This window comes from Cohnella sp. GCM10020058, from assembly GCF_042683485.1.
Lineage (GTDB): Bacteria > Bacillota > Bacilli > Paenibacillales > Paenibacillaceae > Cohnella.
In genome coordinates this window covers 464,024-490,910 of record NZ_JBHUJV010000009.1, presented here as the reverse complement: position 1 = coordinate 490,910, position 26,887 = coordinate 464,024, and the positions used below count along the sequence as shown (strand labels likewise).

The following is a 26,887-nucleotide window of genomic DNA, read 5'->3' as shown; positions in this document are numbered from 1 at the left end:
ATGTCGAAAGAACCCCGCGAACTCAGCTTCGATCCCTGCGCACATACCCCGGCTCGACGGCGACCGGCGCGCAATCCTTCGGCATGTCGACGTACGCCGTCTCCCTGGGTCCAGCCATCAGGATCAGATTGTCCCCCGCTTCTCCGCCCGGCCCGGCCACCGATATCGCGGCCGCATACGGAAATACCGCCTGCAGCGTCGCCAACATCGAAGCGACCCGTTTGTCGCCCTTGCCGCGTCCGATCACGTTGAGCAGCATAATGCCGCCGTTCCGAAGCCGGTCCCGCGCCAGGCTGTAAAACTCCAGCGTCGCCAGATGCGGTGGCGTCCCGTCAGCGGTAAAAGCATCGACGACGATGTAGTCGAAGCTGCCGGGCTCCGTCCCGGAGAGCAGCGCGCGCCCGTCGCCGATCGCGACGCCGCCCTGCCTGCAGCCGAAGTAGGCGCGGCTCCACTCGACGACCGTGGCATCGATCTCCGCCGCCTCGATCCGCTCGCTCCCGTAATGCCTCGCGATCGTCCCCGCCCCGTGCCCGATGACGAACGCGCGTCCGAACCGCGGATGGATCGCATCCATCAGGCTGACAAGCGCGCGCTGATAGGCCAGCACGACACGCGAAGGATTTCTCAGATCGATCGCCCCTTGAACGGCGCCGTCCGCGAACTGCAAGACGCGGAATCTGCCGAGCTCGCCGTACAGCTCCGTCGTATCGAAAATGCTCATTTCTCCGTGGCTGCCCTTCACTTGCGCAATTCGTTGCATGGCGTGCCGCCTCCCTTCTGCTCCTTACGATAGACTTCGGATACGGCTGTCGCAATGCTTGCCTGCCGCGCGGCCGGACGCGCCATTCATGTTATTTTAAGGCTGGTAGCTTATAATGACCGCATCATCCAACAACGAAGGTTAGTGACATCATGAGCTGGTATTCGCAATTCCCTCCGCTCCGCACGGAGCGCCTGCTGCTGCGCCAGGTAACGGCAGAGGACGCCGATGATCTGTATGCCTTGTGCACGGACCCGCAGGTCAACAACCTGCAGGACTGGCACGGCCCCGCTTCCTTAGCGGAGACCGAGGCGATCATCGAGAGCTGGCGCCAGGGCTATGCGGACAAGCGCGTAGTCGCCTGGGGCGTGACGCTGCGGGGAAGCCGTCCGCTAATCGGCACGGTGACCCTGATGCCGACGCGCGGCAGCTTCGAGGACCTGCCGCGTTTTCCGCTGGCGCTGGGCTACGATCTGAAGCCGAACTACTGGAACCGCGGCATCGCGTCAGAGGCGGTGCGCGCCGTGCTCGACTTCAGCCGCACGTTCATCGGTCCGCACCGGATTCAGGCCGAGGTGCATCCGGAAAACGCCGCATCGCTGAAGGTGCTGAAGAAGCTGGGCTTTCAAGAGGAAGGTCTCCTGAAGCATTATTTGATGCACGAGGCGACCAGGCAGTTCATGGACGTCCTGATACTCGCTTTGTTATTCAACTGAAGCCGCTTAAGACGTCACGCCTGTTGGTTCCAAACGGCTATCAGGATGCGGTTGACGGCCCAGACGGCAAGCAGCGCAATTGCGCTTGTCTGGCGTCCCGCAGCGTATAATGCGGCTGCGGCCACGCCGAATACCGCAAGCTCGATCGCCAGCTTCAAGCCGCCGCCCAAAAACTAATATAATTAGTTTTAATATAACTAATGTCATTAGTCCAGTCAACAACCGCAACTGAAAAAGCCCGGCGGCGAGCGGCTTGCGCGCTCATCGCCGGGCTTTTGCTTCAGCCATTATTTTATAACCCCGGAGTCACATCGAATGTCCTGCCGCAGGAGGAGCAAAATTTAGCCTCGAGCGGAGCCGTCTTGCCGCATGCGCATTCCTTTTCGTCGGAGAGCGCGTTGATCTGCGCCTTGTTCTCCTGGATCTCCTGCTCGAGCAAGAGAATGCGGTCGTACTTGGGCTGCAGCTCATGGATCCCGGCCTCGACGCGGCGGCCGACGGCAGCCTCGAATACCAGTTGGCCGATCTGCTGCTGAATTTCTTCGATCTCTTTTCTTTTCGAGCTGTTCTGGAGCTTGAGGCGATTCACGTCGACCAGAACCTTGGCCTTGTTGCCCGCATCGTTCAGCCCGGATTTGACTTTATCCAGAAATCCCATAGACACAACCTCCTCTAATCTTGCTCGGACTTTCGTCCATTGCAGTCAGTATACTATATTTATGGGTAAATGAGACGACATATGACTCGCCGCGGTGACGAGGGACGACGAATCCCCCGAAGTTTCGCGAGGCCTGATTTGATGTCTCCGATACGGCTAGGCCTTCGCCGCAGTACCTGATACACTCAGTATAAAGCGGGAGGAGGAGCTTCTTTGGAACACGCATTTGCGAACCAATCGCTGCCTTATGAACAACTCTATTATCATTCACCGATCGGCACGGCTTTCCTCTCCCCCGATGCGACGGCGTGGATCGGCGCCAACCCGTCGTTTTGCGAGATGCTCGGTTATTCGGAAGAAGAGCTGCGGGACATTCCCTACGCGCAAGTGGCGGTCCGTGCACCCGACGAGCGCGCGGCGCTTCTCGCGCCTCTGTTGAACGGCAGCCTGACCAACTTGACGTTAAAAGAATCCTTGTCGCGCAAGGACGGATCGGCCGTCAGCGCCCGCCTTTGCCTGTTCCCGGTTCAAAGCGCAGGCATCGTTCGGGGCATTGCGGTCCAGGTGACTGAAATTCTCCAGACTGTGCCGCCTGATACGCTGTCCGAGGAGACGATCCTGAGGCTCGTGCTCGATCATGCGCAAGACCTGATTACCGTGTCTACGCCCGACGGCATTACCCGTTACGTTTCGCCGGCCATCCATTCGATATTGGGCTACGAGCCGGACGAGCTCATCGGCCGCAATAACACGTCGCTGTACCATCCTGACGACATCAGGCAGCTGCAGGCGCAAGCTTTTCGCGACATCGGCGTTTTCGAATGCCGGGTTCGTCACCGGGACGGCCATTATCTCTGGTTCGAGACGACTTTTGAGATTCTGCGGACTTCTGACGGCCAATTCGACAAAATCGTCGGTATCGGACGGGACATCACGGCCCGCAAGAAGTTCGAGGACAATCTTGCCGAGGCGCAGCGGCTCGCCCGCATCGGCTCGTGGGAATGGGATCTCGACTCCGGCAGATTCTCCTGCTCCGACGAGATGCACCGTATGTTCGACGCGCGGATCGACCGGCATCGGAGCGATCTCGAAGCATTTCTCGACTGCCTGCATCCCGGCGACAAGAGCCGCATCCAAGCGAATTTGCAGGAAGTGTTTAAAGGCGGCTTTCATGAAGCGGATTTCCGCATCGTGACCCTCGGCGGAGAAACAAGGCTGATTCATGCTCGGATTAAGACGATCTGCATGCCCGGCAGCGAAAAAGTCAGTCGGCTTCTCGGTACGCTGCAGGATATTACCGACAGCAGGCTGATGGAGGCGCAGCTCCGGGAGAGCGAGCAGCGCTACAAATCGCTGTTCGACTACAATCCGTCGGGCGTGTATTCGTTCGACCTGGAGGGCAACTTCACCTCGCTCAACGCGAGCCTCGAGAAAATGCTCGGGTATACGCGCGAGGAGCTGATGCCGGGCTCGTTCGTCCACCTCGTCTACCCGCCGGACCTGCCGCGCACGCAAGCCAACTTCAACCGGGCCGCGCAGGGCGAGCCGCATAACTACGAAGCCGTCGTCCTCCACAAGGACGGCTCCCTGCTCGACCTGACCGTCACGAACGTGCCGATCTTCGTAGACGACCGCGTAGTCGGCGTATTCGGCATCGCTTCCGATATTACCGAGCGCAAGCGCCACATGGAGCAGATCGAGAAGCTGAGCTACGAGCATGCGCTCATCCTGAGCTCGGTATCCGAAGGCATCTTCGGCGTCGACCGGGAAGGCCGGGGCATCTTCCTCAATCCGCCCGGCGCCCGCATGCTCGGATGCGAGGCGGAGCTGTTCGCCGGCCGTCCTTACCAGGAGTCGGTCCACCATACCCGCGCGGACGGCACCCGGTATGCCGAGGGCAAGTCCCCCGTCCATCAGACCATTCGGGACGGCCGGCCGCGCGCGGCGCGGGAGGATATTTTCTGGCGGACGGACGGTCCGAGCTTCCTCGCCGACTATCGCGTGACGCCGATCACGGACAGGGGCGAGATCCGTGGTGCCGTCGTCGTGTGGCGGGACATCACGAGCGAAGTCGAGGTAATGAGGGCCAAGGAATCCGCCGAGCGCGCGGACCATGCCAAGTCGGAGTTTCTCGCAATCATGAGCCATGAGCTTCGGACCCCGATGAACGGCATCATGGGCATGACCGACCTGCTGCTGGATACGCCGCTCTCGGAGTCGCAGCGCGAATATGCGGAGATCGTCATGAAGAGCAGCCGCAGCCTGCTTCGCATCCTGAACGATATTCTGGATTTCAGCAAGATCGAGGCCGGCAAGCTGGATCTCGAATGCGAATCCGTCGTGCCAGCCGAGCTGCTCGAATCCGTCCGTGAGCTGTTTGCGGTCAAAGCTGACGAGAAGGGCATCGCGCTTGACGTGCGCACCGAGGAAGATACGCAGGCAACCTTCGGCGGCGACGCCACCCGCATCCGGCAGGTGCTCGTCAATCTGGTCGGCAACGCGATCAAGTTTACCGAGACGGGCAGCGTCACTGTCAGGGTGTGCCGGGTGCGAAGCGAAGAACCCGCCGGCGACATGCTCGAATTCGAAGTGACGGACACCGGAATCGGCATTCCGGCGGACAAGCTCGACCGCCTGTTCCAATCGTTCTCGCAGCTCCATCCGGCCTTCAATCGCAAGTACGGCGGCACGGGCCTCGGGCTCGCCATCTGCAAGCGCCTTGTCGAACTGATGGGCGGCCGGATCGAAGCCCATAGCGAGGAAGGCGCCGGCTCCCGCTTCCGGTTTACGCTGCCCGCCTCGTGCGATTCGCTGCGCCAGTAAATACAGGCGATCGGCGAACGCTCGAAGCTTGTCATCCTGGCGCGTGCGCGTCTTTAATCCGGCGGAAGGAATACCGTAGCGACGCAGCATTGCAGCATCGCGCAGACGAACGGAGGAACGCCTCCGTTCGTCTTTTTTGCGTGTCTTGCAGCTCCTGGGGATGCTTCGGCCAAAGTACGCCAAAATAGACCCGATTGACGGACCGGCCTCCGTTAACGGATGATACTGCTATTAATCAATTCGGATGCCCGAAGGGCAGGGAAGGAGCCGACCGGAATGAATCCCGTCAAAGTCATGATCGTGGACGACGAAGTGCTGGCGATCGAGCATCTGAAGCGCCTCGTCTCCTGGGAAGCGCTCGGCTACGAGATCGTCTGCACGGCGACGCGCTCGGCGCAAGTGCCCGAACTGGCCCGCAAGCATCGCCCCGACCTCGTTCTCATGGACATCGTCATGCCCGGCCAAGACGGCCTGGCACTCAGCAAGACGCTGCTTGCGGAAGGCACGGCGCTGAAAATCGTGCTGCTGACCTCGTACAAGGAATTCGAGTACGCGAAGGAGGCCGTCCGGCTCGGCGTCGCCAGCTATTGGGTGAAGCACGAGATGGACGCCGATACGTTCAGCCGCGAGCTGGGCGGCCTGCGCGAAGAGATCGTGCAAGCGCGCAGCGCGCTGAGGAGCGGGCGGGACAGACTGCTGGTCGACTGGCTGGGCGGGCGGGAGCTGTCGGATGCCGGCTGGCGGACGGCGACGGACGGGCGCTGCGAAGGCTTCGACCGCTGGCAGCTTGTCGTCCTCAGGCCCGACCGGCCTCCCTTCTCGCTGCCAGGGATGCCGGCGCCTTCGCCGCTGCCGGCCGCCTGGCCCGCCTCGGACGACGCCGGCCTGCTGGCGGCGCTTCCATTCCTGGAGGAGTGCTTCGTGCTTCTCTATGGAGATGCAGGCGCCCGCGGCGAAGGCCGGCTGCGCGAGACGGCCGAGGCGCGGGCGGCCGAGGCGGCGGCTGCGCTGGAGCGGCTGACGGGCAGCACGGTGTCGGCCGCCAGCGCCTACGGGCTGACGGACCGCGGCGCCGTGCCGGACCGGCTTGCCGAAGGCCTCAGGCGGCTCGGACTCGCCGTCTATTACGGGCCGCGGCAGCTGTTCAGGCTGAACGAGCCGCCGGTGCCGCACGAGACGGCAGCGCCCGGGCACTTCGACTGGAGCGCTGGGCTTGCTTCGGTGCGCGGGATGCTGCAGGAGGGCCGCTTCGCGGAGGCTGCGCTCGGTCTGCCCGGCTTGTTCGCGCAGGCGCGCGCGGCGATGGACATCCCGGGCCTGACCGAGCTGTGCCGCCAGCTCGCCGCTTCGATTGCCCGCAGCCGCGCGCAGCTCGGCCTGCCCGATCCTGCCGAGCCGCAGGATGCCGCGGGTTGGACGTCGTTGACGGCGATCGAGGCCGCGTTCGCCGGCCGGATCGCCGCGCTCGAGGCGGCCGCGGGCGCCCCGGCCGGCTCGCGCAAGGTTCGCGCGGCCATCGCTTATCTGGAGCGGCACTACGCCGACCCGGATATCGGCGCCGACGCCGTAGCCGCCTATCTGGGCATCAGCCGCGACCACCTGCGCCACGTCTTCAAGGAAGAGACCGGCCATACGGTGCTGGATCGCCTGACCGAGATCCGCATGGAGCAGGCGAAGACGCTGCTCGCGGACGGCGCGCTCAAGATCTACGAGATCGCGGAGCGTGTCGGCTACCGCAACGGCCAATATTTCAGCCAGGTATTCCGCAAGCAGACGGGCATGAACCCGAACGAATACACGGAGAAACGCAGGTGAACGCCGCATGCGCATGAAGATCCGCACCAAGATCATGGCGAGCGCCGCGCTTGTCGTCTCGTTGTCGCTCGCCGTGAGCGGCTTCTTTATTTACGACTACGCCCGGAATATCATTCGCGATCAATCGATCAAGGACAGCCGGACGAAGCTCGCGCAAATTTCCTTTCAGCTCGGCAAAATTCAGGAGCAGGTCGCCAAGACGGCCGAATACATCGTGTCCGACGAGGAAATCACGAGCCAGGTCTACGCGCAGCCGGGCGACAGCATCGAAACCGAATACTTCCGCAAGCAAGCGGTCCAGGAGAAGCTGGGCCGGTTCGTCGCCCTCGGCAACTTTATTCTGAACGTGCTGATCGTGCCGCCCGGCGGAGAGACGTATTCCAATTACAGCGGGTACGAAGACTATTTTGCGGACTATCTCAAGCAGGACTGGTTCGCCAAGCTGTCGCACGAACGCAGCGCCTACAGCGCGCCGCATTCGTTTTTCTACATCAGCGGGCAGCGACAGGTCGTCAGCTACGTGCTCAAGTACCGACCGATCGGCATCAGTTCGTCGGCGGACAGCTATCTTGTCATCGATGTCGCCTACTCGGAGCTGTCCAACGTCTTCCTCCAGACCGCGCGGGACTTCGAGCAGATCGAGCTGTATTCCGGTCAAGGCGCGCTCCTGTACGCAGCGAACGAGGAGCTGCCGGCGGCGGACCGCGAATTCATGGCGAGCGCGCTCGGTCCGGACGCTGACTATGCAGAGGACGACAGCCGCATTGCGCTCGCAGACGACGGCATGAACTACGGCTGGCGCCAGACGGCGCTCATCTCCAAGCATACGCTGTTCGAGAAGATCAACCGGATCTTCTACTTCTACGTCCTCATCATCCTGTGCGGCATCGTCGCTTCGACGGTCGTCATGCTTCCGATCATCGTGGGCCTCACCCGCCCGCTCATCCGCCTGACGAACGCGATGAAGCGCGTAGCCGTGGGCGATCTGGGCACGACGGTCGACATCCGCAGCGGGGACGAGCTGGAGATTCTGGGCAGCGGCTTCAACCGGATGGTCGGCGACCTGAAGGAAACGATCCAGGCGTCGGTCCGCAGCGAAGCGGACAAAAGGCAGATGCAGATCGATCTGCTCATGGCGCAGATCAATCCCCACTTTTTGTACAATGCGCTTAATACGGTCATTTACCTGTCCCATGCCGGGCGCAGCGCCGAAGCCGCCGAGGTGACCCAGGCGCTCATCGCCATTTTGCAGGATACGATCAAGACAGGCGAAGGCGCGGTGCGGGCGCCGCTCGCCGACGAGAAGCGTATCGTGGATAAATACGCGGTCATTCAGCAGACCCGCTATCCCGGCCGCTTTCGCCTGGTCTGGGAGGTTGACGAATCGCTGCTCTCTCGCTCCGTCCCCCGCATGGCGCTGCAGCCGCTCGTGGAAAACGCGATTTTGCACGGCATCGTCCCCTCCGACGCGGAGACCGGCACAATCTCGCTGCGCGCCTACAGGGATGGACCCGACCTCTGCCTGGAGGTGGAGGACGACGGCCTCGGCATGACATTGCCCGCGACGGGCTGGCTGCCGCGCGGCGGTGCCGGACACGAGCGCACGCGCGGCATCGGCCTGTCCAACATCCAGGAGCGGCTGCGCTCGCACTTCGGTGCCGCCGCGCGGCTGGAAGTCGAGAGCCAGCCGGGGCGCGGCACGCTCGCCCGCATCCGGCTGCCCTGGACGGAGGCAGGCTGACGAGGTGTGGTGCGATGAGATGCAGCGTCGACTTGCTGGTTTAGTTTGAGTTGGCTTACTTGGCTCGGCTAGCTTGGCTTGATGGCTTGATGGGCTCTCATTGCCGCGCTGCCTTATGCTCAATCCTTGCAAAGAACGTGACGAAATGGTTGGCGTTAAGCGCCATTTGCGCTTATCGGCACCTTTCCGAGCGTCGCAGAGGTGGCGTTAGTGCCTAAATTCAATTATCGGCACCTTTCCGAGCGTCGCAGAGGTGGCGTTAGTGCCTAAATGCAAATTATCGGCAATGTCCGAAGCGTCGCAGATGCGGCTTTAGCGCCCATTTGCGCTTATCGGCATGGCGTTACGCGGTTTTTCCGTTTAACTCCGCTCCCAGCCGGCGGTTTCTGCGGGCGTTACGCGGTTTTTCCGTTTAACTCCGCTCCCAACTGGCGTTTCTGCGGGCGTTACGCGGTTTTCCAGTATAACTCCGCTCTCGGGTGCCGTCTTACCCTCCGAACCTCCGGATTTTATACAAAATCGCCGGTTTCCTGCATTATCCGCACAGGCTCCCCCGGGTTACGATATTTATGCAAGCACTTACAACGAAGTTCTATAGGGGGTCTATCGAAAGTGAATCACTTGCTCACGAAAAGCCGCGCAGCCGGCGCGCTCTCGCTGCTCCTGCTATCCAGCGTGCTCGCGGCGTGCGGAGGCAACGGCAAAGACAATAACGCCTCATCGCCGTCCGTTTCGTCTCCCGCAGCCAGCAGCGGCGCATCATCCTCCGCGCCCGCCGCAAGCGCCGATCCGACGCAGCTCAGCGGCACGGTCAAGGTGTGGGATTGGGACGAAGCTTTTCAGAAAGGCATGATCGCCGAGTTTAACAAGACATACCCGAACATCAAGGTCGAAGTGACCGTCGTCAATCCGAACGACTACCTGCAAAAGCTGCAGAGCGGCATCGCCTCCGGCTCGGACGTGCCGGACGTCATCCTCGGCGAATCCGCCTACCGCGGCAAGCTGTTCGACCTGGGCGTGCTCGACAAGCTCGAAGGCGCGCCTTACAACTTCGACAAGAGCTCGGTTCTCGACTTCACCATCCCGTATATCTCGAACGGCAAGGGCGAGGTTATCGCGGTCGACCAGGCGATCACGCCGGCCGGGTTCGCGTATCGCCGCGACCTCGCCAAGGAATATTGGGGCACCGACGATCCCGCCGAGCTGGAGAAGCTGATCTCCACCTGGGACGACTTCATCGCCAAGGGCAAGGAACTGAAGGACAAGAGCAGCGGCAAGGTGCTCATGCTGCCAGGCCTCGGCGACGCCTTCATCCCGCTGAAAGGCCAGAACTTCGCGCCGTACGTGAACGGCAACGAAGTCGACCTGACCGCCAAGGTCAAGGAACCGCTGAACCGCCTGTTCGAGATGCGCGACGCGGGCATTCTCGGCAAGAACGAGCTGTGGACGCCGGCCTGGTCGGCTTCGATGGCCAAGGGCGAGTTCATGTTCTATCCGATGGCGCCATGGGGTCCGAAGTGGCATATCTCGGCCAACGATCCGGACGGCTCCGGTCGCTGGGGTCTCGTCAAGGCGCCGGAGGGCGGCTTCACCCGCGGCGGTACCGCCGTCGGTATTTACAAGGACAGCAAAAACAAGGAAGCCGCCTGGGCGTTCGTGCAGTACGCCTACCTGTCGGACGAAGGCTCCGCTTACAACTTCAAGACGTTCGGCAACATGACCGGCTCCAAGTCGTTCTACGAGACGCACAAGGATCTGATCGAGACGCCGGGACCGTACGACGAGTTCTTCGGCGGCCAGAACCTGGCGAAGTACTTCATGGAGAAAATCGTGCCCGACATGAAGGGCGAGCCGCAGTCGAAGTACGACTCGGTCGTGGATGGCGTGTTCAACGCGCTGTATCCGCTCTGGACGAAGGATACGTCGGTGACCGCGGACGCCGCGCTGCAGAAGTTCATCTCCGAGACAAAAAACAAGGCGTCGGACGCGACCGTCAAGTAACCTACAGAATAGAGGGATGAACGTGAACGCGGAACAAAGCCTCGCACCGGCCGCCGCCACCTCCGCCGCATCCCGCAAACGCAGATGGGGGCCACATTTGTGGCCCTATCTTTTCGCGCTGCCGTTTGTGCTGACTTATGCGGCTTTTCAACTGTACCCGGTCCTCTACTCCTTCGTGCTGAGTCTGCATGACTGGAACGGCATCGGCGAAAAAACGTATATCGGCTTTAAAAACTACGTCCAGCTCTGGACGAACGATCCCTTGTTCATCAAGTCGCTGTGGAACACCCTGATTATGATGTTCATGTTCATCCCGCTCACGCTGATCCTCGGCCTCGTGCTTGCGTACTGGACGTTCCAATTAACGCGGGGCAAACGCCTTTTCCAGACGATCAACGTACTGCCTTACATCACGACACCCGTCGCGATCGGCTTCATCTTTTCCTACCTGTTCGACTGGCAGACCGGGCTCGTCAACCTGCTGCTGACGAAGTTCGGCTGGCTGCAAGAAGGCTTCTACTGGCTGCAGGATCCTTGGGGCTCGCGCGCGATCATCGCCTTGATGGTCATCTGGCGCAATCTCGGCTATTTCATGATCATCTTCATGGCCGGCATGACGGTCATTCCACAGGACGTGTACGAAGCCGCCAAAATGGACGGATCGACGGGCCTGCATACGTTTCGCAAGATTACGATGCCGCTGCTGCGCAACATCACCGTGTTCCTCGTCGTCACTTCCGTCATCGGCGGACTGCAACTGTTCGACGAGCCGAAGCTGCTTTACGGGGGCTGGTCGGGCTCCGCGCAGGTCGGCGGACCGGACAACACGGCGCTTACCGTCATTTGGAAATTCGTGGACGAATCGTTCATTTCCAATACGCGCTTCGGGTATGCCTCCTCGATCGCCTACTCGCTGTTCATCATTATCGTGTTCTTCTCTATCTTGAGCTACAGGCTGACGGCACCGAAGGAGGACAAGCGATGAACGCGGCAAAAACGACAAAAGCGCTCATGTGGATCTGCCTTGTCGCGATCTCGCTGCTGTCTTTGTTTCCGTTCTACATCATGATCGTGATGGGCACGCACTACAACGAAGACTTGTTCAAGGGCATTCCGATCCTGCCCGGCGATTACTTGGCGTATAATCTGAAAACAGTCATGTCTGCCGACTTCATGGGCGTCTACCTCAACAGCCTGATCGTGTCCGTCGTGTCCGTCGTCCTGGCGACGCTGACGAGCACGCTCATCGGCTACGCGCTCGCGAAGTTCGAATTCCGCGGGCGGAAGGCGCTGCAGACGTTCGTCATCCTGACGATGATGGTCCCGACGCAGGTCGGCCTGATCGGCTATATCATCGAAATGCGCAACCTCGGCGTCGGCAACACACTGTGGCCGGTCATCCTCGTGTGGGCGGCGTTCCCGTTCGGCGCGTTTTTCATGGTCCAGTTCATCCGCGACTCGATCCCGAACGACTTGCTGGAGTGCGCGCGCATCGACGGATGCTCGGAGCCGGGCATCTTCGCCCGGATCGTGCTGCCGATCATGAAGCCGGGTCTCGCGACACTCGCCACGCTCGTGTTCCTGTGGTCGTGGAATAACTACCTGCTCCCGCTCGTGACGATCAACAAATCGGAGTGGTATACGCTGCCGATCTTTATCTCGAATCTCGGTATTGTCCACCGCACCGACTACGCCGCGCGGATGCTCGCGCTGTCGCTGACGACCGTACCGGTGCTGATCCTGTTCATCCTCGGTTCGAAGACGTTCATGAAGGGATTGACCGCGGGGGCGGTCAAGGGTTAAAGCACTCGGCGAGGCATGTACGCGAATGGCCGAACATACACGGAGGTTACTTAAAGTTACTGAAAGAACGGAGTGGAGCGGAAATGCGGCTGAACGAACGAGAGATGCGCTTGGAAGGGGAATGGCGGTTCCTGCTCGATCCGGGCGATCGCTACGCGTATGAGCCGCCGCCGGAAGGTGCCTTCGGCGAAGGCGTCATCCGGGTACCGGGCTCCTGGGAGGAGCAGGGCTACGGGGACGAGCCGCCTTACGCCCAGATCGATACGTGGACTAAAGTGCGCGAGTACGAGGGAGCGGCATGGTATCGGACGACGTTTAGCGTCGGGAACGGGGAGCAGGCAGAGCGGGCCGGGACCGCGGCGGAAGACGTTGGGGAAGCGAGTGTCGCGGAGACTGGCGGCAAGGCGAACGCAAGGAGCGGCGGGGCGTACGACGGCGCGGATCGATTGTCCGCGGCAGCCTGGGCGTTGACGATCGCCGGCGCGCGCTGGACGACGGAGGTATGGGTCAACGGCGCCTATGCGGGCAGGCAAGACAGCCTGTCCGCACCGCATACGCACCTGCTAAATGGCCTTATCCAGCAAGGCGAAAACGCGCTCGCCATTCGCGTGGACAACCGGATGCGGCTGCCGCTCGCGGACAGCCATATCCACACGCGCCATACGGCCACGGCCTGGGGCGGCATTACGGGCGGCGTGCGGCTCGCGCGGCTCGCCCCCGCGCGGATCGGGGCTGTCTCGATCGCGCCCGATCCGGAGGCAGGCCTCTTCCGCTGCCGCGTGTCGGCCGGAGGCGAGATCGCGGCGGGCGACACCGTCGTCGCGACGTTCCGCGCGCCAGACGGCAAGACGTTCCGCGCGGCGGCGACGTTCGCTCCCGAGAGCAGGCTCCACGGCAGTTGCAGCGAGCTTTGCAGCGACGACGAAGGCGGCGATGTTGGCGCGAGTGGCGAAGGTAGTGCGAGTGATGAGGGTAGTGCGAGTGACGAGGGCAGTGCTAGTGACGAGGGTAGTGCGAGTGATGAGGGCAGTGCGAGTGACGAGGGTAGTGCGAGTGACGAGGGTAGTGCGAGTGACGAGGGTAGCGCGAGCAGTGCAAGTGGCGCGCCTGCAAGCTTCTTCGCCGAGCTGATCTGCGAGGTCGGCGACGCGCCCGCCCTATGGAGCGACGCCCATCCGGAGCTTTATGAAGCCGCGTTCGAGCTGGTCCGAAACGGTGAGACGCTGGACCGGACGGTACGGCGTCCCGGCCTGCGGCGGCTTATAGCCGACGGCAAACGGCTGCTGCTTAACGGCCGCCCCGTCTGGCTGCGCGGCTACGTCGATTGCTGTATTTTCCCCTTGACGGGCTATCCGGTCTGGGACAAGGCGCATTACGAACGCCAATTCCGCATCGCGAAGTCGTACGGCTTTAATCACGTGCGGCTGCACGGGTGGACCGCCCCCGAGCCGTTCTGGGAAGCCGCCGACGAGGCGGGCATGCTCGTTCAGACGGAGCTGCCCCACTGGTCGGCGCATTACCAGCCGCGCGGAGCGACGCCGCCGGCGGATGTCGACGCCTTCCTCGAAGCCGAGCTGCGGCGCATTTATACGCAGTTGAACGCGCATCCGTCGTTTGTCCTGTTCGCGATGGGCAACGAGCTTGTCGAAGACAACGGCCATCCGCGGTTGAACGAGCTTGTCCGGCTTGCGCGCGAGCTCGATTCTACGCGCCTGGCCACGGACAACACCGGCTTCGGGCAGCTGCCGGAGCAGGATCGCGAGGGAGACTTCTTCATCCCCTCGTTCAACTGGCATACGCCGCTCAAGACAGAGGAAATCGCCGTTCCAGCCACCGACCGCGATTTTTCCGCCGTTGCCGGACTCAGCGCCAAGCCGGTCATCGGACACGAGCATGCGCAGTTCTCGATGTACGCGCGCCCGGCGGAGAAGGCCAAGTACACGGGCGTCCTTCGGCCGACTTGGCTGGAGACGATCGAGGAGACATTGGCGGACAAAGGACTCGCTTCGAGCGTACCCGCGTTCGTTGAAGCAACCGGCCGCCATCAAGCCCGGGCCCTCAAGGAAGCGTTGGAGCGGGCGCGCCGGACGCCGGACGCGGCGGGCGTGCAGTTGCTGGACATTCGGGACTTTCCCGGGCAGGGCCATGCGACGACTGGGCTGCTCGACGTTTTCTGGGACAGCAAGGGGACGATCGAGCCTGAGCGCGTGCTCGATTTCAACGGTCCCACGGTGCTGCTGATGTCCTGCCGCGGACGCACGCTGTTCGCCGGCGAGCGCATGTCCGTCCGATTGACCGTTTCCCATTACGGCGATGCGCCCGTATTGGAAGGACATGTAGCTTGGCGGCTGTCGGCGGGCCAACGGACGCTCTCTGAAGGGGAACTGGCCGTCGCGAGCCTGAACGTCGGAGAAGTGACCGAAGCCGGCATCGTTCAGATTGGCTGCGGCGCGGATGCCGAGGCCGCCGAGCTTGTGCTCGAGGCGCGATGGGTGGGCACCGGCGCTGCGGCGGAGATTCGCAATGCCTGGTCGTTCTGGGCGTTCCCCCGGGCCGCGCACGACGATGCCGAGACGGTATGGACCAGCGCGACGGCCCTGAAATCCGTGCTGTACGGCGCGATCCACGAGCCCAATGCGAGCTTTGATCCGCGTACCTATCCCGCCCGGCGCGGCATCCGCCTCGCGGTCGTCGAGCGCCTGACGACCAGCGTCCTTCAGTATCTCGTCGCCGGCGGCCGCGTGCTGCTGCTTGCCGGCGAATCGGAGCTGTACGACGCCGTCATGACCAAGTATCTGCCCGTCTTCTGGAACTATTTGATGTTCTCGGAGCAGGCAGGCGGCACGATGGGCGCGATGATCGGCGATCACCCGGCGCTGGGACGTTTCCCGCATGACGGCCGCTCGGACTGGCAATGGTACCACCTGCTGAACGGCACGCCGGCCATCTGCCTGGACGCGGTGCAAGGCATCCGGCCGATCGTCGAGATCGTGGACAACTTCAACCGCGCCAAGCGCCTTGCCGCCGTCTTCGAGGCACGCGTCGGATCCGGCCGCCTGCTCGTATCCACGCTGGCCTGGCGGACGCCGGCCGACTTCAAACGGCCCGAGAGCGCCTATTTATTCGCGGAAATGCTGAACTATGCCCTCGGCAACCGTTTCGAACCCGAAGCGACGCTGACCGTCGGGCAGCTGCTCGGCATGGTTCGCCTGCGCGGCATTCATTCCTTTCTTTAGACGGATGCGCGCCTTCTTACCCGCGAGCGCATAAATTAGGGACGCTGTGTCCGCCAATCTACGAGAATAGCACCGTTTTCCGCATCTTGGATTCTGTAAACGCGTGTTCGTCTGGCGCTCTTCGCTCGAAAGCGTTATGATAGTGCCGTAAACGATACCTAAACCAAGGCAGGAGGCATTCGCGGTGAGAACGATTCAATTGGGGACAAGCTCGCTCGAGGTACCCGTAATAGCGGTCGGTTGCATGCGCATCAATTCGCTGGAGAAGGCGGAGGCCGAACGCTTCGTTCAAGCGTCGCTCGAGGCGGGCGCGAACTTTTTCGATCATGCCGACATCTATGGCGGAGGCGCTTGCGAGGAGATTTTCGCAGACGCCATTCATATGAACGACGACATTCGCGAGAAGCTCGTTCTGCAGTCCAAATGCGGCATCCGCAAGGGCGCGTTCGACTTTTCCAAGGAGCATATCCTGACCTCGGTCGACGGCATCCTGAAGCGTCTCAAGACCGATTACCTGGACATCCTGCTCCTCCACCGCCCGGACGCGCTGGTCGAGCCCGAGGAAGTCGCGGAAGCATTCGATATTCTGGAGAGCTCGGGCAAGGTCCGTCACTTCGGCGTCTCCAACCAGAAGCCGATGCAGATCGAGCTGCTGAAGAAGCACGTCAAGCAACCGCTCGTGGCGAACCAGCTGCAGCTGAGCATCACGAACGCCAACATGATCTCGAACGGCATCAACGTGAATATGGAAAACGAGTCCGCGATCGACCGCGACGGCAGCATCCTGGATTATTGCCGCCTGAACGACATTACCGTCCAGCCTTGGTCGCCGTTCCAGTACGGATTTTTTAAAGGCGTATTCCTCGACAATGAAGAATTCCCGGAGCTGAACGCAAAGATCGACGAGATCGCGAAAAAATACGAGGTCAGCAACACGACGATCGCAATCGCCTGGCTGCTCCGCCATCCGGCGCGCATGCAGCCGGTCACCGGTACGATGAACCTCGAGCGCATCCGCGATTGCGTCAAGGCGAGCGACATTCATCTGTCGCGCGAAGAGTGGTACGAGATTTACCGCTCGGCGGGCAATATCCTGCCTTAAGCGCACCTTGCATGCGGCCCCGGTCCTGACGGATCGGGGCTTTTGGCTCGTCCGCTTCCGCCTGCTTCCAATTGCGGACCGGCGTGCGCTTGTCCCTGACCGGCTTCTTTTCCGCCGCTTATTCATACATTCACACCATGTGAGGATAGGGATGACATCGATGGGCAAGAAGGACGACCCTATCACCGTCATCATTCAGAAAAACAAGCGGAGGATCGCCACGAAAGCGCCGCTCTCGCAGTTGGACCGGCTCGTGTTCGTCATCAACCGGCAATTCACCAATGCGCCCAACACGACGCAGATCGCCAGCGGTGCCGGACGCAGCGGCGCAGCCGGGAGCCGCAGGCGCAAATAACGTTATGCAAGAGGAATTTCCATTCCGGCAAAAAGGCGGACTGCCGTAGATTGGCGTCCGCCTTTTTGCGTGGATTGTTAGCTGATGCCAAGGCCTCCGCTTGCATATCCTGCAGCGGTGTTGATCAAGCTGAGCCCTGCTGCGGTTGCCGAAAATACCAGCAGCAAGCGCGTCCCGGCAGCGACGGGGATCGAGAGCCCTGTCGTGATGCCGCTCGAGATGGCACCGAGGGCGATAATGCCGGTGAGCGGCGGCGCCAGCGTGACGGTAGCGCCGGGAACTGCAGTGAACGTATTGTTAGGCGTCGTGGAGCTGTACAGCTGGGCCGTTATGGTCACAGTCGAGCCTACCAGGGACACCGCCAGCGTCGTGCTGAAATAAGCCGCAAGCGAAGTAATGGTGCCTGCCCGCGGGACGGAGAAGGCGAAGTTCAGCAGCGTGCCCGCTGCGCCGGTCAGATCGATGACGCCGCCGACGATGCTCACGCCGTCGCCCGAGCTGCCGAAGCCGACCAAGCCGGACGTGCCGACCAAGCCGCCCACGATCGTCGTCAAGGCTACCGGCAGGCCGGAAGCAAAGGGGATGATCGCGCCTGCGCCAGTCGCTCCCGTCACGCCGGTTGTACCCGTTACACCGGTAACGCCTGTGGCCCCGGTCGTTCCCGTTGTGCCTGTGGCGCCTGTTGTTCCCGTTGTGCCTGTAGCGCCTGTTGTTCCCGTTGTGCCTGTAGCGCCTGTTGTTCCCGTTGTGCCTGTAGCGCCTGTCGTTCCCGTTGTGCCTGTAGCGCCAGTTGTTCCCGTTGTGCCTGTAGCGCCTGTTGTTCCCGTTACACCGGTTGCGCCTGCGGCTCCCGTGGTTCCCGTTATGCCTGTGGCACCGGTCAAACCTGCAGCGCCGGTGGCACCAGTGGCACCCGTAGCACCAGTAACACCTGTAGCACCTGTGGCTCCCAACGCGCCCGCTTCGCCTGTCGCTCCGGTGGCGCCTGGATCACCCGTGACGCCCGGATCACCCGTTGCGCCTGTCGGTCCCGTCGGACCGGTAGCGCCCGTGACGCCCGCGCCCGTCGCGCCGGTCGCACCCGTTGGCCCCGGATCGCCCGTTGCCCCTGTCGGTCCTGTCGGTCCCGTCGGGCCGGTAGCGCCCGTGATGCCTGCGCCTGTCGCCCCGGTCGCACCCGTTGGCCCCGGATCGCCCGTTGCTCCTGCCGGTCCTATCGGTCCTGCGGGTCCTATCGGTCCTGCGGGTCCTACCGGGCCAATAAGGCCATTTGCACCGGCAGCTCCCGTAGCGCCTGTTGCGCCCGTTAGCCCTGTAAGCCCCGCTGCGCCCTGAAGCCCTTGCGGTCCCTGAGGTCCTTGCGGCCCCTGCGGTCCCTGCGGTCCTTGCGGTCCTTGCGGTCCCGGAGGTCCCGGCGGCCCTGGTTGTCTTCCCATACGCTCACCCGCCTATCCCTGATTTGACGGCGAACCATTCTCCCGGTCCATACGGTCCAGGCCAGTTCGTCCGCAAGACGCCGATCCTATCCATATATACGCCCTTTTACTGCCCGATATGCCATTGTCCCATGCGGGCAAGCCGCCTTTTGCATCCCTTAACATTAAGAGTTGGGACAGGAGGGGGTACATTTGACTGCTCGCCCGTTTATCGGGATATTAATCCCGGAAAGGGCCGACCGAATGCGCATTTTGCGCGCTTACGGACGCCAGCATCGGCCGGGGACGGAGTTATTCGCCTTCTGTCCCGACGATATCGACTGGGAACGTCTGCGCATCGCCGGCTTGCTGTACGAAAGAGACCGCTGCGAGGAATACTCTTTTCCATTTCCGGACGCGGTTTATAACCGGATTTTTAACGACCGCCCCGACCTCATTCTCCGCCTCGAGGAGCATATGAACGGGGGCATCTGCTTCAACCGAGTCAATTATTTCGACAAATGGGCGCTTTACGGGTGGCTAAAACCATCCGAGGTCGGATCGCTGATCCCCGACAGCCGCCTCTATTCGCCGACGGCTCTGCAGGAAATGCTCGGCCTTCATCCGCTGCTATACCTGAAACCTTTTTACGGCGCGCGCGGCAACGGCGTTTACCGGGTCGAATACACGGATCAGGGCGAGGTCCGCGTCGGCGAGCACCATCTGGCACCGCAATACATTGCCAGATCGATGAGGGAAGGCATAAAGATGATTGCCGATCTCCTCGGCTCTAAGCCCTATCTTATTCAGCAAGGCATCCAGACGTCCACGGTAGACGGCCGACATTTTGACATTCGCGCGCTCCTGCAAAAAAACGGGGACGGAAAGTGGGCGGTCTCAACGCTCGTCTCGCGCATCGCCTTTTCAGATTGCTTCAATACATCGGTATGCGAGGATGTCTGCGATGCGACGGAGCTGATGCGACGGTCATTCCCTTCTTGGATGAGCGACCGCATCTTGCACGCGCTGCATGACGCCGGCATTCGCGCCGCCGCCGAAGTCGAATCCCGGTTAGGCACGCTCGGAGAGATGAGCGTCGACTTCCTGCTGGACCCGAAGCATCGACCTTGGCTGATCGAGATGAACGGCAAACCGGACAAGGTGCTCTACAATGAGCTGGAGAATAAAGAGATCGCCAGACGCATTTATCGGAGACCGATGGCTTACGCGAGTTATCTGGCGGGGCTGCGGCGATAGGCGATGTTGGCGAAAGTGAAAGAGAACGGCTTGGCCTCAAGAGGCTGATCCAATTCGGTTGACGGTGCGGTCCGGCTATGTAGCTCTATGCAGAGTCTCTTGCCCCGGAACGCTCCGCGTGCATCCACAATGCGTCTATAACCGGCTCAAACGAGAAACCCTCGACTCCAAATGCAAACGGGATGAGGCAGAAAATAACTCTGCTTCATCCCGTTTAGTTCGCTGCGTTTCATTTTGCAAATTTACTTGGATGCGTTCAGAAGCTCCTCGAGACGATCCCACGTCTCGGCGATGCCCTGCAGCATGCCCATGTCCATGACGGTCTTGAGCGCTTCGGCTGACTCGTATTCGCTGCTGCTGATCAGTCTCGTCTTCCCGCCCGCTTCATCGATGAATACCATCGTAACCTCGGTGGAAGGCAGCGCGTCGTTCGTGCCGCCCTCAGCATCGGAGAAGTAATCGACGTACACGAGTTTTTCACCTTCGACGATCTCCTTGTACACGCCCTTCCCCCAGGATTCCATGCCGTAAAATTGGCCCTGGTTCGGATCGACGCACTTCATGCAATAGTGCCACACACCGCCTGGGCGGAAGTCGACGTTGCATACCGGGATCTCCCAGCCGCGCGGTCCCCACCAGCGCTTCAGATGCTCGGCTTCCTTGAACATTTTGAACACCAGCTCGCGAGGCGCGTCGAATACGCGCTCCAGTACCAGCACCCGATCTCCTTCTACTCTCGAAGCCATGGCATTGTTAGACATTGTAAATTTCCTCCTCGGTTAACTCGATTATTGGGGGCCTTCCGTTCGTTCATTATCCTGCAGTTCCCGCAAGTAGTCGTCCAGCTTGTCATACCGCTCCTCCATCATGCGGCGGAAGGAGCCCAGCCACGTATCCAGCGCCTGGAACGGCTCGGGTCGCAGCCGGTAGATCCGCCGGTTGGCGTCGGCCTTTGCCTCTACGACCCCGCTCTCTCCCAGCACCTTCAGATGCTTGGAAGCCTGGGGCTGCCGCATGCCCAGCCGGTCGGCGATCTCCCCTACGGTGAGGGGGCCGTCGCGCAGGAGCTCGACGATCTGCATGCGGTTCGGTTCGGCCAGCGCGCCGAGCGCCGCCATGTCTATGCCCGGTCGATATCCCGACATGTCGTTCACCTCTTCAACTTGTATTCCTCCGGGCGTCTCATCTCCTTCGCCTTCAGGTTGTCTTCCTGATGAGTTAAATATACACCATAAGGAATATTCCTGTAAAGGAATATTTAAAAGATAATAAAAGCCGCCCTTTGCGGCGGCTTCATGCGGGTACGGCATTATGCGGACAGAGGCTTGTGCGATCTTTGCTCTATGCAAGTAAAACCCAAGGCGCCGGCTGCCCCTTAACCGCGGTGCGCGATGCAGTCGATTTCGACGAGCGCGTTTTTCGGCAGCTTGCCGACCTGAACCGTCGCGCGGGCAGGCAGCACGCCGCCGTCGAAGTAGCTCGCGTAGATTTCGTTGACCTTCGCGAAGTCGTCCATGCTGTCCAGGAAGATCGTCGTCTTCACGACGTCGCCGAGCGAGAGGCCGGCTTCTTCGACGACAGCCTTCAGGTTTTGCAGCACGCGATGGGTTTGCGCTTCGATACCGCCTTCGACGATCGCGCCGGTAGCCGGGTCGAGCGGGATCTGGCCGGAAGCGAACAGGAAGCCTCCTGCGAGCACGGCTTGGGAGTAAGGCCCGATCGCGGCTGGCGCTTGGGCAGTGGATACAGCTTGGTTCATTAGTGGAATGCCTCCTTGATACCTCGTTAAGTGAGCGCCTTCGGCTGCCTGCGGACGTTCCGCCCGGGGAGCGGCGCATTCTCTCCCTTCCATCCTATATGCCCGGCGCGCTTCGCGCAACCCGGCCTCGCCCCTCCCTTTTCCGTACAAAAAAGAAGCGGGGATCGCTCCCCGCGTCTTCATCCTCAGTGATGCATGCCCGCCATGTCGGCAGACGCAGCCGTCTCCATCGCTTTCGTCAGCGTGATCGACCAGTCCTTGGCGTTCCAGGCGACATCCCAGCCGAACAGCTCGGCGATGAAGCGTACCGGCACCTGCACGCGATCGTCCTTCAGCATGACCGGATATCCGATTTCCATTCGTTTACCGTTCATCTCCATATACTTCTTGCCGACCCAGAACTGCGCTTTGGCATCGCCCGCGTCGATCCATACGGATTGAGCGGCACGATCCCAAGTCACCTTGGCACCGATGCCCTCGGCGAGATAGCGCAGCGGGATATAGTTGCTCCCGTTGTCCATATAAGGCTTCGTGTTCATCGTCGTCTCCTTGCCGTCGATGATCAGTTGACTGGAGCCGACCTTGAACCAGACCTTCATGACCGCCGGAGCCGGTGCGGCCGTGTGGAACTTCTCGGGGAATTGAGCCGCGATGCCAGCAGCGAGAAGCGCGCCCGTCGGGAACATGTGGGCATACGCCGTGCGAGCGTCGGCATAGACGGCCGAGTAGTCTTTGGCCACATAAGCGTCGAACGCGTTCAGCAGATGGTCGATATGCATTTTCAGGCCGTCGGCGATCGCCTGCTGGCTGAAGTTGGCGGGATTGGCTTCCGCAAAAAACTTGGCTTGCGCCGTCCGGTACGTCTCCAGTTCGGCAACCGCCGTTTTCTTGCCGGCTTCGTCCTTCGCGCCGGTGGCCTTCACATAGTCCACGAAGTAGCCGATGTGCGAAGACCAGATCTTTTTAAAGGCTGCTCCCGCATCCACGCCATATACAGAGGCGACGGCGGCGGACAGCTCGTCGGTGTTGCGGCTAAGCGAGGCGGCCGCAGCGGCGAAATCAGGCGCGCCATCGATCCCCTTCTGCATCGCGAGGATTGCGAGCAGCGCATGCTCGCCCAGCTTCTGCTCGAGCGCCGAACGCAGGTCGGATGCGGGATTCGAGGCGACGGCATCCGTGAACTTCGCCGGGAACTGCGCCGCGATGCCTGCTGCCAGCGCATCGCCGGTCATGTACATGTGCGCATAAGCCGTCTTCGCATCGTCGTACGCTGCCGCGTAGTTTTTGCCCACATAATCGTTGAAGGCGGTGAGCAAATGGTCGATGTGCATCTTAAGTCCGTCTGCGATCGCCTTCTCGTCGAAGTACTTCGGATTGGCGTCCGCGAAGAACTTGGCTTGCGCCATTCGGTACGATTCCAGGTCCGCGACGGCCTTGGCGCGGCCCGCTTCGTCCTTGGCCGACGTCGCTTTGACATAGTCGACGAAGTAGCCGATGTGCGAGGACCATACTTTCTTGAACGCCGCGCCGGCGTCAGCGCCGTATACGGAGGCGACCGCGGCGCTCAGGTCGTCGGTATTTTGATTCAACGCGCCTGCCGCTTGCGCGAAGTCGGGAGCGCCGTCGTACCCCTTCTGCATCGCGACGATCGCGAGCAGCGCATGCTCGCCGAGCAGTTGGCCGAGCGCCGAGCGCAAGTCGGGCGTCGGTCCCTTCGTGCTGACCGTATGAGCGCTCGCGAACGCGGGCACCAGCAGCAATAGCGATAAGAGCAAACCTGTGATTTTGACGCGTAGTCCGTTCATGAGGAACACTCCTTTTACAGTGGGGTGGCCGCCGGCTTGCTTGACGGTTCTGCAAGGTGTAACGGACGCCGCGTAAGTTCGGATCACCGCCCGGGCCTATTTTTTTTAAAAAAGTGATCCGCTGTAATTTCAAATTCGAACCTTTATAATGAATGGGAGTTCAGGAAAGGAGCTCCTCGATGAACGATATCGCGTCAGATACAGAGATGATGCGGCGCATCGCCGGACGAGACGCCACGGCGCTCGAAGCGCTCTACGACAGGTACGAGAAGGCGGTGTACGCCTTCGCCTACCGGTTTGCCCAAGACGCGATGCTGGCCGAAGAGATCGTGCAGGAATTATTCATGCGAATATGGAACCAGCCGGAGCGCTACGACGCTTCGCTGGGCAAGCTGACGACCTGGATCTTCGCCGTAACCCGCAATATCGCGATCGATCAGCTGCGCAAGCGGCAGAATCGTACGACTAGCCAGACTGCGGACGCCGAACAGTTCGCGCGGCTGCCCGATACGGCTGGCGGTCCCGAAGAAGAGTACGATATCAAATGGACGGGCGAGCAGTTAAAGAATGCACTCGCGACGCTTAACCCGGACCAGCAGCAGGTGCTGGAACTCATTTATTATCAAGGCTATTCGCAGCATGAGGTGTCCGAACGGCATGGCATCCCGCTGGGTACGGTCAAGAGCCGCGTGCGGCTGGCGATGAAGCAGCTCAAGGACCGGCTCGGAGATCTGGAAAGGAGGCGAACCCCCTATGACACAACCTCATGATCGGACATGCGACCTGCTGGAGCTGTACATGCTGGGCGGTCTCACCGAAGAGGAAGCCCTGCGTTTCGAGGCGCACTTGGCTTCGTGCGAGTCCTGCCGGGAGCAGCGTCTGGCGCTCGCGGACATCGTCGGCCTGCTGCCGGCGGCGGTGGAGCCTCAGCCCGTTCCGGAAGGGATGAAGAAAAGAGTCCTGGCCAACGTGCTCGCAGAGAATGTCTCGAAAGGGAAAGAGCCGGCGGCGCCGACTGCCGAGTCGCAAGTCGAGGCGCGACGATCGATACAGTCTCCGTCGCAGCAGACAGATCCGACGCTGAGCGCCCCCGTCTTCACGACAACGGCAAGACGTACGCCTGCATACATGAAGCTCGTGACGACAGGGCTCGCCGCGGCATTGCTCGCGCTCTTGCTATACGCCGCCCAGCTGCGGGGCCAAGTCAGCGACCTGCGCGGAGAGCTCGCAGATGCCGGCAGCGCGCCGGTTCAAGAGCTGAAGGTGAACCAGGCCGTCAAGCTGAATCCGGCTGCAGCGGATATCGTGGCCACGGGCCTCGCCACCATCGTCATCGACAAAAATGGGACCCACCTGCTCGTGCAGGCGGAACAGCTGCCGAAGCTGCAAGGCAGCGAGGCTTACCAAGTTTGGCTGATCAAAGGCCAGGAGAAATACAGTGCGGGTACCTTTGTGTCCGCTCAGGGAACCGGCGCCCTCTATTACACGCTGAAAAACGGCGGCTACGATACGGTGGCGATCACGCTCGAGCCGGACGCGTTCGGCGACCAGCCGCGCGGAGAGATCGTACTGGCCGCTTCGCTTAGCGCGTGAGAATTCGAGTCTCTTCGTGTCTTGGGATGCAGGGCCGGATTACGCTGACATCCTCATAAACAACGCAAAGAAGCCGCCATCGCCTGGCGGCTTCTTTGCGATTGTTGCTTGGTTAAGCCTTCGCCCAATCCTCGAGCGCAAACCGGAACATCTGCTCGAACAGAAGGAAATGACAATCGAGAATCTCGTCCGCCGTGAAGCGAAGTCCCGGCCCGTCGATGCCCATGTTGGATTCGTACGTCATGCTGAGGCCCCCGCACACATGGTGAACCGCGGTAGTCAGGTTAAACGAAGGATACGGATACGTCTCCCCGTCCTGTACCGTCTGCTCGACCATGTCGAACGATAGCCCCCGCACGCGATGAGCTTCCGCCATCCGAAGATTGAATGCCTGCTGCCTGCGCTTGACGTCGACGGGCAGATAAGGGATCCATGGAAAATGCACGGCCGTGTCGGCGCCCCCGTGCAGCGACATGTGGAAATCGACGGCCTCGCGGTCCGCCAGTCCAAGAAGCGCTGCCGATTCCTTCGCCATCGGTGCAAAAAAGTTATCGTGCATCAGGTTGACGCCGTCGTCGTTAAAATAAGAGCCGAGGAACGCCGAGGCTTCCTTGATCGGATGAACCGCCTTGCAATCCGGCCACCGGCAGAGAGAGCCATCCTTCCAGGCGCCTTGCATATAGTAAACGAACTGCTCGTACGGCACGCCGATCAGCGAATCGACGGGCAGACGCGCCCGGCCGTCGGGGTTCAAGCAGGGAATGAGCAAGAGACGGAAGCGGCCCGCATTTTCATAAAGGTAATCGTGCCGCCGTCCCCTGTAATCCTCGCCGGTCTCGAGCAGGCGGATCAGGTTCATGACGCCGACGATACCCTCGAGCTCTCCGCCATGCACGCCGCCCACGATGAGGAGCACGGGCCTCGCATCCTCGCCCTTGTTCGCGTACTTCGACGGATCCCGGGCGCCGCAGGCCGAGCTGTAGTTCGCCTGCCGGCCGAAATCCTGCTTGTCGCCGTATTCGACCAGATAGACGTTGCGGCCCCCCGCGGACGCTTCCAGCATGCTCGCTTTGCCAAGGTTCAGATTCGCCATCGCGTCCTCGATATCCGTCAGCTTCCCTTTCCAGAACGATGCCTCCAAGATCGATTCCTCCTGCGACCGTTGTCGTAAGCGCTGTTTGTTCCTTTGTATTATGAAGGAGCACCGGGGTTGACGCTTTCCATTTTCCGCATCGTTTTTGAACAATTCAGCGATGGCCGTACGTTTCAAAGTAGTCATATTCTTGCCCATTGGACAGCGTACGGCGGTCGATTAACCGGAATCCCGCCTTCAGCAGCACACTGCGGGATATATCGTTCATGGGCTTCACGATGGCCGCTACCCGTTCGAGACGGGTATGCCTGAATATCCATGCCAGCATCGATTGGACGGCGCTTGTGGCATAGCCGCTTTTGCGGTAGTCCTTAGAGACGGCATACGCCACCTCGCGGTCCGCCGGATCCAGAAGATCGTTCGGGAAGACGCCGCACCACCCGATCAACCGTTCGTCCGCCTTGTGCTCGATCGCGAGCAGGATACGCACGTCATCCGGATCGAAGCGGCCGTAGCTGCCGATGACGAACGACAGGAAGTCTGTCAGCTGCGCCTCGGTCATCGCCCAATCGGGCAGGAGATCGGTAATCTCGGTCTGCATGGTGAGCGCGCGCAGCGCGTCAATATCCTGCGGCGCGAACGCGCGGAGGCGGATCGAATCGGTATCAATCGTAAAGGAATGCATCATTTGAGAAGCACCTCGTCGGTTAAAATGGTTTTCGGCGGAATTAAAAAAACGGAGCACCTTAAGAAAGGCACTCCGCAAGTATCGTTCGCATACTTGTCTCGAGTCCCTTGCAGCGGCTCTTGAAGACGCACGTATCCCGTCTATTAAATCACGAGATTTTTGCGCGCGCTTTGTCCGTTACAAGGAAACTGGCATAAAGGATAAATTCTCCTTCCGAATACAACCTGAGTCCAGGATAAAACGTTCCGCAGCCGTTGTAAAGAA

22 protein-coding genes and 1 pseudogene are annotated in these 26,887 nt (G+C 61.1%); 13 read left to right on the top strand and 10 right to left on the bottom strand.

Annotated features, from left to right (window positions below):
- Positions 1-22: 22 nt before the first annotated feature.
- Positions 23-763: a spermidine synthase gene (locus tag ACFSR7_RS17645; protein ID WP_378163772.1), complete on the bottom strand. Its 741-nt coding sequence runs from the start codon at positions 761-763 to the stop codon at positions 23-25.
- A 152-nt stretch (positions 764-915) separates the two neighbouring features.
- On the opposite strand from ACFSR7_RS17645, the gene ACFSR7_RS17640 reads away from it, so the two are divergent.
- Positions 916-1,479, top strand: coding sequence for a GNAT family N-acetyltransferase (locus ACFSR7_RS17640; RefSeq protein ID WP_378163770.1), 564 nt, complete (start codon positions 916-918; stop codon positions 1,477-1,479).
- A gap of 14 nt (positions 1,480-1,493) precedes the next feature.
- On the opposite strand, the gene ACFSR7_RS17635 is transcribed toward ACFSR7_RS17640, so the two are convergent.
- Both ACFSR7_RS17635 and ACFSR7_RS17630 read right to left on the bottom strand, forming a co-directional pair.
- Complete coding sequence (locus ACFSR7_RS17635) at positions 1,494-1,637, bottom strand: DUF2568 domain-containing protein (RefSeq protein ID WP_378163768.1); 144 nt, start codon at positions 1,635-1,637, stop codon at positions 1,494-1,496.
- Between the two features lie 134 nt (positions 1,638-1,771).
- On the bottom strand, positions 1,772-2,137 hold the full coding sequence (locus tag ACFSR7_RS17630) for a zinc ribbon domain-containing protein (protein WP_378163766.1): 366 nt from the start codon (positions 2,135-2,137) through the stop codon (positions 1,772-1,774).
- A 213-nt stretch (positions 2,138-2,350) separates the two neighbouring features.
- Between ACFSR7_RS17630 and ACFSR7_RS17625 the strand changes: the two genes are divergently transcribed.
- The 9 genes and pseudogenes from ACFSR7_RS17625 to ACFSR7_RS17585 all read left to right on the top strand — a co-directional run.
- Complete coding sequence (locus ACFSR7_RS17625) at positions 2,351-4,960, top strand: PAS domain S-box protein (RefSeq protein WP_378163764.1); 2,610 nt, start codon at positions 2,351-2,353, stop codon at positions 4,958-4,960.
- 276 nt (positions 4,961-5,236) lie between these two features.
- Complete coding sequence (locus tag ACFSR7_RS17620; RefSeq protein WP_378163762.1) at positions 5,237-6,775, top strand: helix-turn-helix domain-containing protein; 1,539 nt, start codon at positions 5,237-5,239, stop codon at positions 6,773-6,775.
- Between the two features lie 7 nt (positions 6,776-6,782).
- Positions 6,783-8,516 carry a sensor histidine kinase gene (locus ACFSR7_RS17615; RefSeq protein ID WP_378163760.1) on the top strand — a complete coding sequence of 578 codons (1,734 nt, stop codon included), beginning with the start codon at positions 6,783-6,785 and terminating at the stop codon, positions 8,514-8,516.
- A gap of 612 nt (positions 8,517-9,128) precedes the next feature.
- Positions 9,129-10,517, top strand: a complete 1,389-nt coding sequence (locus tag ACFSR7_RS17610) for an extracellular solute-binding protein (protein WP_378163758.1) — start codon at positions 9,129-9,131, stop codon at positions 10,515-10,517.
- Positions 10,518-10,539: 22 nt separating this feature from the next.
- Positions 10,540-11,502: a carbohydrate ABC transporter permease gene (locus ACFSR7_RS17605; protein WP_378163756.1), complete on the top strand. Its 963-nt coding sequence runs from the start codon at positions 10,540-10,542 to the stop codon at positions 11,500-11,502.
- Complete coding sequence (locus tag ACFSR7_RS17600; RefSeq protein ID WP_378163754.1) at positions 11,499-12,320, top strand: carbohydrate ABC transporter permease; 822 nt, start codon at positions 11,499-11,501, stop codon at positions 12,318-12,320. Before ACFSR7_RS17605 ends, ACFSR7_RS17600 begins: the two co-directional genes overlap by 4 nt.
- Before the next feature lie 83 nt (positions 12,321-12,403).
- On the top strand, positions 12,404-15,556 hold the full coding sequence (locus ACFSR7_RS17595; RefSeq protein ID WP_378163752.1) for a glycoside hydrolase family 2 TIM barrel-domain containing protein: 3,153 nt from the start codon (positions 12,404-12,406) through the stop codon (positions 15,554-15,556).
- 184 nt (positions 15,557-15,740) lie between these two features.
- On the top strand, positions 15,741-16,658 hold the full coding sequence (locus ACFSR7_RS17590; protein WP_378163750.1) for an aldo/keto reductase: 918 nt from the start codon (positions 15,741-15,743) through the stop codon (positions 16,656-16,658).
- A 160-nt stretch (positions 16,659-16,818) separates the two neighbouring features.
- Positions 16,819-16,998: pseudogene (locus tag ACFSR7_RS17585) on the top strand (hypothetical protein); the annotation flags it as partial.
- 92 nt (positions 16,999-17,090) lie between these two features.
- Here the strand turns inward: ACFSR7_RS17585 and ACFSR7_RS17580 are convergent.
- Positions 17,091-18,449, bottom strand: coding sequence for an exosporium glycoprotein BclB-related protein (locus ACFSR7_RS17580; protein WP_378163748.1), 1,359 nt, complete (start codon positions 18,447-18,449; stop codon positions 17,091-17,093).
- Positions 18,450-18,692: 243 nt separating this feature from the next.
- Here ACFSR7_RS17580 and ACFSR7_RS17575 point away from each other — a divergent pair, with 243 nt between their 5' ends.
- Positions 18,693-19,685, top strand: coding sequence for a YheC/YheD family endospore coat-associated protein (locus tag ACFSR7_RS17575; RefSeq protein WP_378163746.1), 993 nt, complete (start codon positions 18,693-18,695; stop codon positions 19,683-19,685).
- 242 nt (positions 19,686-19,927) lie between these two features.
- Here the strand turns inward: ACFSR7_RS17575 and ACFSR7_RS17570 are convergent, their stop codons facing one another.
- The 4 genes from ACFSR7_RS17570 to ACFSR7_RS17555 all read right to left on the bottom strand — a co-directional run bounded on the left by ACFSR7_RS17570 (position 19,928) and on the right by ACFSR7_RS17555 (position 23,249).
- Positions 19,928-20,446: an SRPBCC domain-containing protein gene (locus ACFSR7_RS17570; protein ID WP_378163744.1), complete on the bottom strand. Its 519-nt coding sequence runs from the start codon at positions 20,444-20,446 to the stop codon at positions 19,928-19,930.
- Between the two features lie 27 nt (positions 20,447-20,473).
- A complete protein-coding gene (locus ACFSR7_RS17565; RefSeq protein ID WP_378163742.1) occupies positions 20,474-20,830 on the bottom strand; it encodes an ArsR/SmtB family transcription factor in 357 nt (118 codons plus the stop codon).
- Positions 20,831-21,060: 230 nt separating this feature from the next.
- A complete protein-coding gene (locus ACFSR7_RS17560; RefSeq protein ID WP_271754497.1) occupies positions 21,061-21,444 on the bottom strand; it encodes a RidA family protein in 384 nt (127 codons plus the stop codon).
- Positions 21,445-21,629: 185 nt separating this feature from the next.
- Positions 21,630-23,249: a copper amine oxidase N-terminal domain-containing protein gene (locus ACFSR7_RS17555; RefSeq protein ID WP_378163740.1), complete on the bottom strand. Its 1,620-nt coding sequence runs from the start codon at positions 23,247-23,249 to the stop codon at positions 21,630-21,632.
- A 179-nt stretch (positions 23,250-23,428) separates the two neighbouring features.
- Here ACFSR7_RS17555 and ACFSR7_RS17550 point away from each other — a divergent pair, with 179 nt between their 5' ends.
- Positions 23,429-24,019 carry an RNA polymerase sigma factor gene (locus ACFSR7_RS17550; protein WP_378163738.1) on the top strand — a complete coding sequence of 197 codons (591 nt, stop codon included), beginning with the start codon at positions 23,429-23,431 and terminating at the stop codon, positions 24,017-24,019.
- The gene (locus ACFSR7_RS17545) at positions 24,003-24,842 is read left to right on the top strand and encodes an anti-sigma factor domain-containing protein (RefSeq protein WP_378163736.1); all 840 of its coding nucleotides are present in this window, start codon (positions 24,003-24,005) and stop codon (positions 24,840-24,842) included. The genes ACFSR7_RS17550 and ACFSR7_RS17545 overlap by 17 nt, the downstream gene beginning before the upstream one ends.
- 112 nt (positions 24,843-24,954) lie before the next feature.
- Here ACFSR7_RS17545 and ACFSR7_RS17540 read toward each other — a convergent pair whose 3' ends face one another.
- Positions 24,955-25,983: a M14 family zinc carboxypeptidase gene (locus tag ACFSR7_RS17540; protein WP_378163734.1), complete on the bottom strand. Its 1,029-nt coding sequence runs from the start codon at positions 25,981-25,983 to the stop codon at positions 24,955-24,957.
- A gap of 106 nt (positions 25,984-26,089) precedes the next feature.
- On the bottom strand, positions 26,090-26,623 hold the full coding sequence (locus ACFSR7_RS17535) for a GNAT family N-acetyltransferase (protein WP_378163732.1): 534 nt from the start codon (positions 26,621-26,623) through the stop codon (positions 26,090-26,092).
- Positions 26,624-26,887 lie beyond the last annotated feature (264 nt).

Excerpts from the sequence above, each read along its gene's own strand:
- ACFSR7_RS17645 (WP_378163772.1), bottom strand. The coding sequence starts at position 763 with ATGCAACGAATTGCGCAAGTGAAGGGCAGCCACGGAGAAATGAGCATT.
- ACFSR7_RS17640 (WP_378163770.1), top strand. The coding sequence starts at position 916 with ATGAGCTGGTATTCGCAATTCCCTCCGCTCCGCACGGAGCGCCTGCTG.
- ACFSR7_RS17630 (WP_378163766.1), bottom strand. The coding sequence starts at position 2,137 with ATGGGATTTCTGGATAAAGTCAAATCCGGGCTGAACGATGCGGGCAAC.
- ACFSR7_RS17620 (WP_378163762.1), top strand. The coding sequence starts at position 5,237 with ATGAATCCCGTCAAAGTCATGATCGTGGACGACGAAGTGCTGGCGATC.
- ACFSR7_RS17615 (WP_378163760.1), top strand. The coding sequence starts at position 6,783 with ATGCGCATGAAGATCCGCACCAAGATCATGGCGAGCGCCGCGCTTGTC.
- ACFSR7_RS17600 (WP_378163754.1), top strand. The coding sequence starts at position 11,499 with ATGAACGCGGCAAAAACGACAAAAGCGCTCATGTGGATCTGCCTTGTC.
- ACFSR7_RS17595 (WP_378163752.1), top strand. The coding sequence starts at position 12,404 with ATGCGGCTGAACGAACGAGAGATGCGCTTGGAAGGGGAATGGCGGTTC.
- ACFSR7_RS17580 (WP_378163748.1), bottom strand. The coding sequence starts at position 18,449 with ATGGGAAGACAACCAGGGCCGCCGGGACCTCCGGGACCGCAAGGACCG.
- ACFSR7_RS17575 (WP_378163746.1), top strand. The coding sequence starts at position 18,693 with ATGCGCATTTTGCGCGCTTACGGACGCCAGCATCGGCCGGGGACGGAG.
- ACFSR7_RS17570 (WP_378163744.1), bottom strand. The coding sequence starts at position 20,446 with ATGTCTAACAATGCCATGGCTTCGAGAGTAGAAGGAGATCGGGTGCTG.
- ACFSR7_RS17565 (WP_378163742.1), bottom strand. The coding sequence starts at position 20,830 with ATGTCGGGATATCGACCGGGCATAGACATGGCGGCGCTCGGCGCGCTG.
- ACFSR7_RS17560 (WP_271754497.1), bottom strand. The coding sequence starts at position 21,444 with ATGAACCAAGCTGTATCCACTGCCCAAGCGCCAGCCGCGATCGGGCCT.
- ACFSR7_RS17555 (WP_378163740.1), bottom strand. The coding sequence starts at position 23,249 with ATGAACGGACTACGCGTCAAAATCACAGGTTTGCTCTTATCGCTATTG.
- ACFSR7_RS17550 (WP_378163738.1), top strand. The coding sequence starts at position 23,429 with ATGAACGATATCGCGTCAGATACAGAGATGATGCGGCGCATCGCCGGA.
- ACFSR7_RS17545 (WP_378163736.1), top strand. The coding sequence starts at position 24,003 with ATGACACAACCTCATGATCGGACATGCGACCTGCTGGAGCTGTACATG.
- ACFSR7_RS17535 (WP_378163732.1), bottom strand. The coding sequence starts at position 26,623 with ATGATGCATTCCTTTACGATTGATACCGATTCGATCCGCCTCCGCGCG.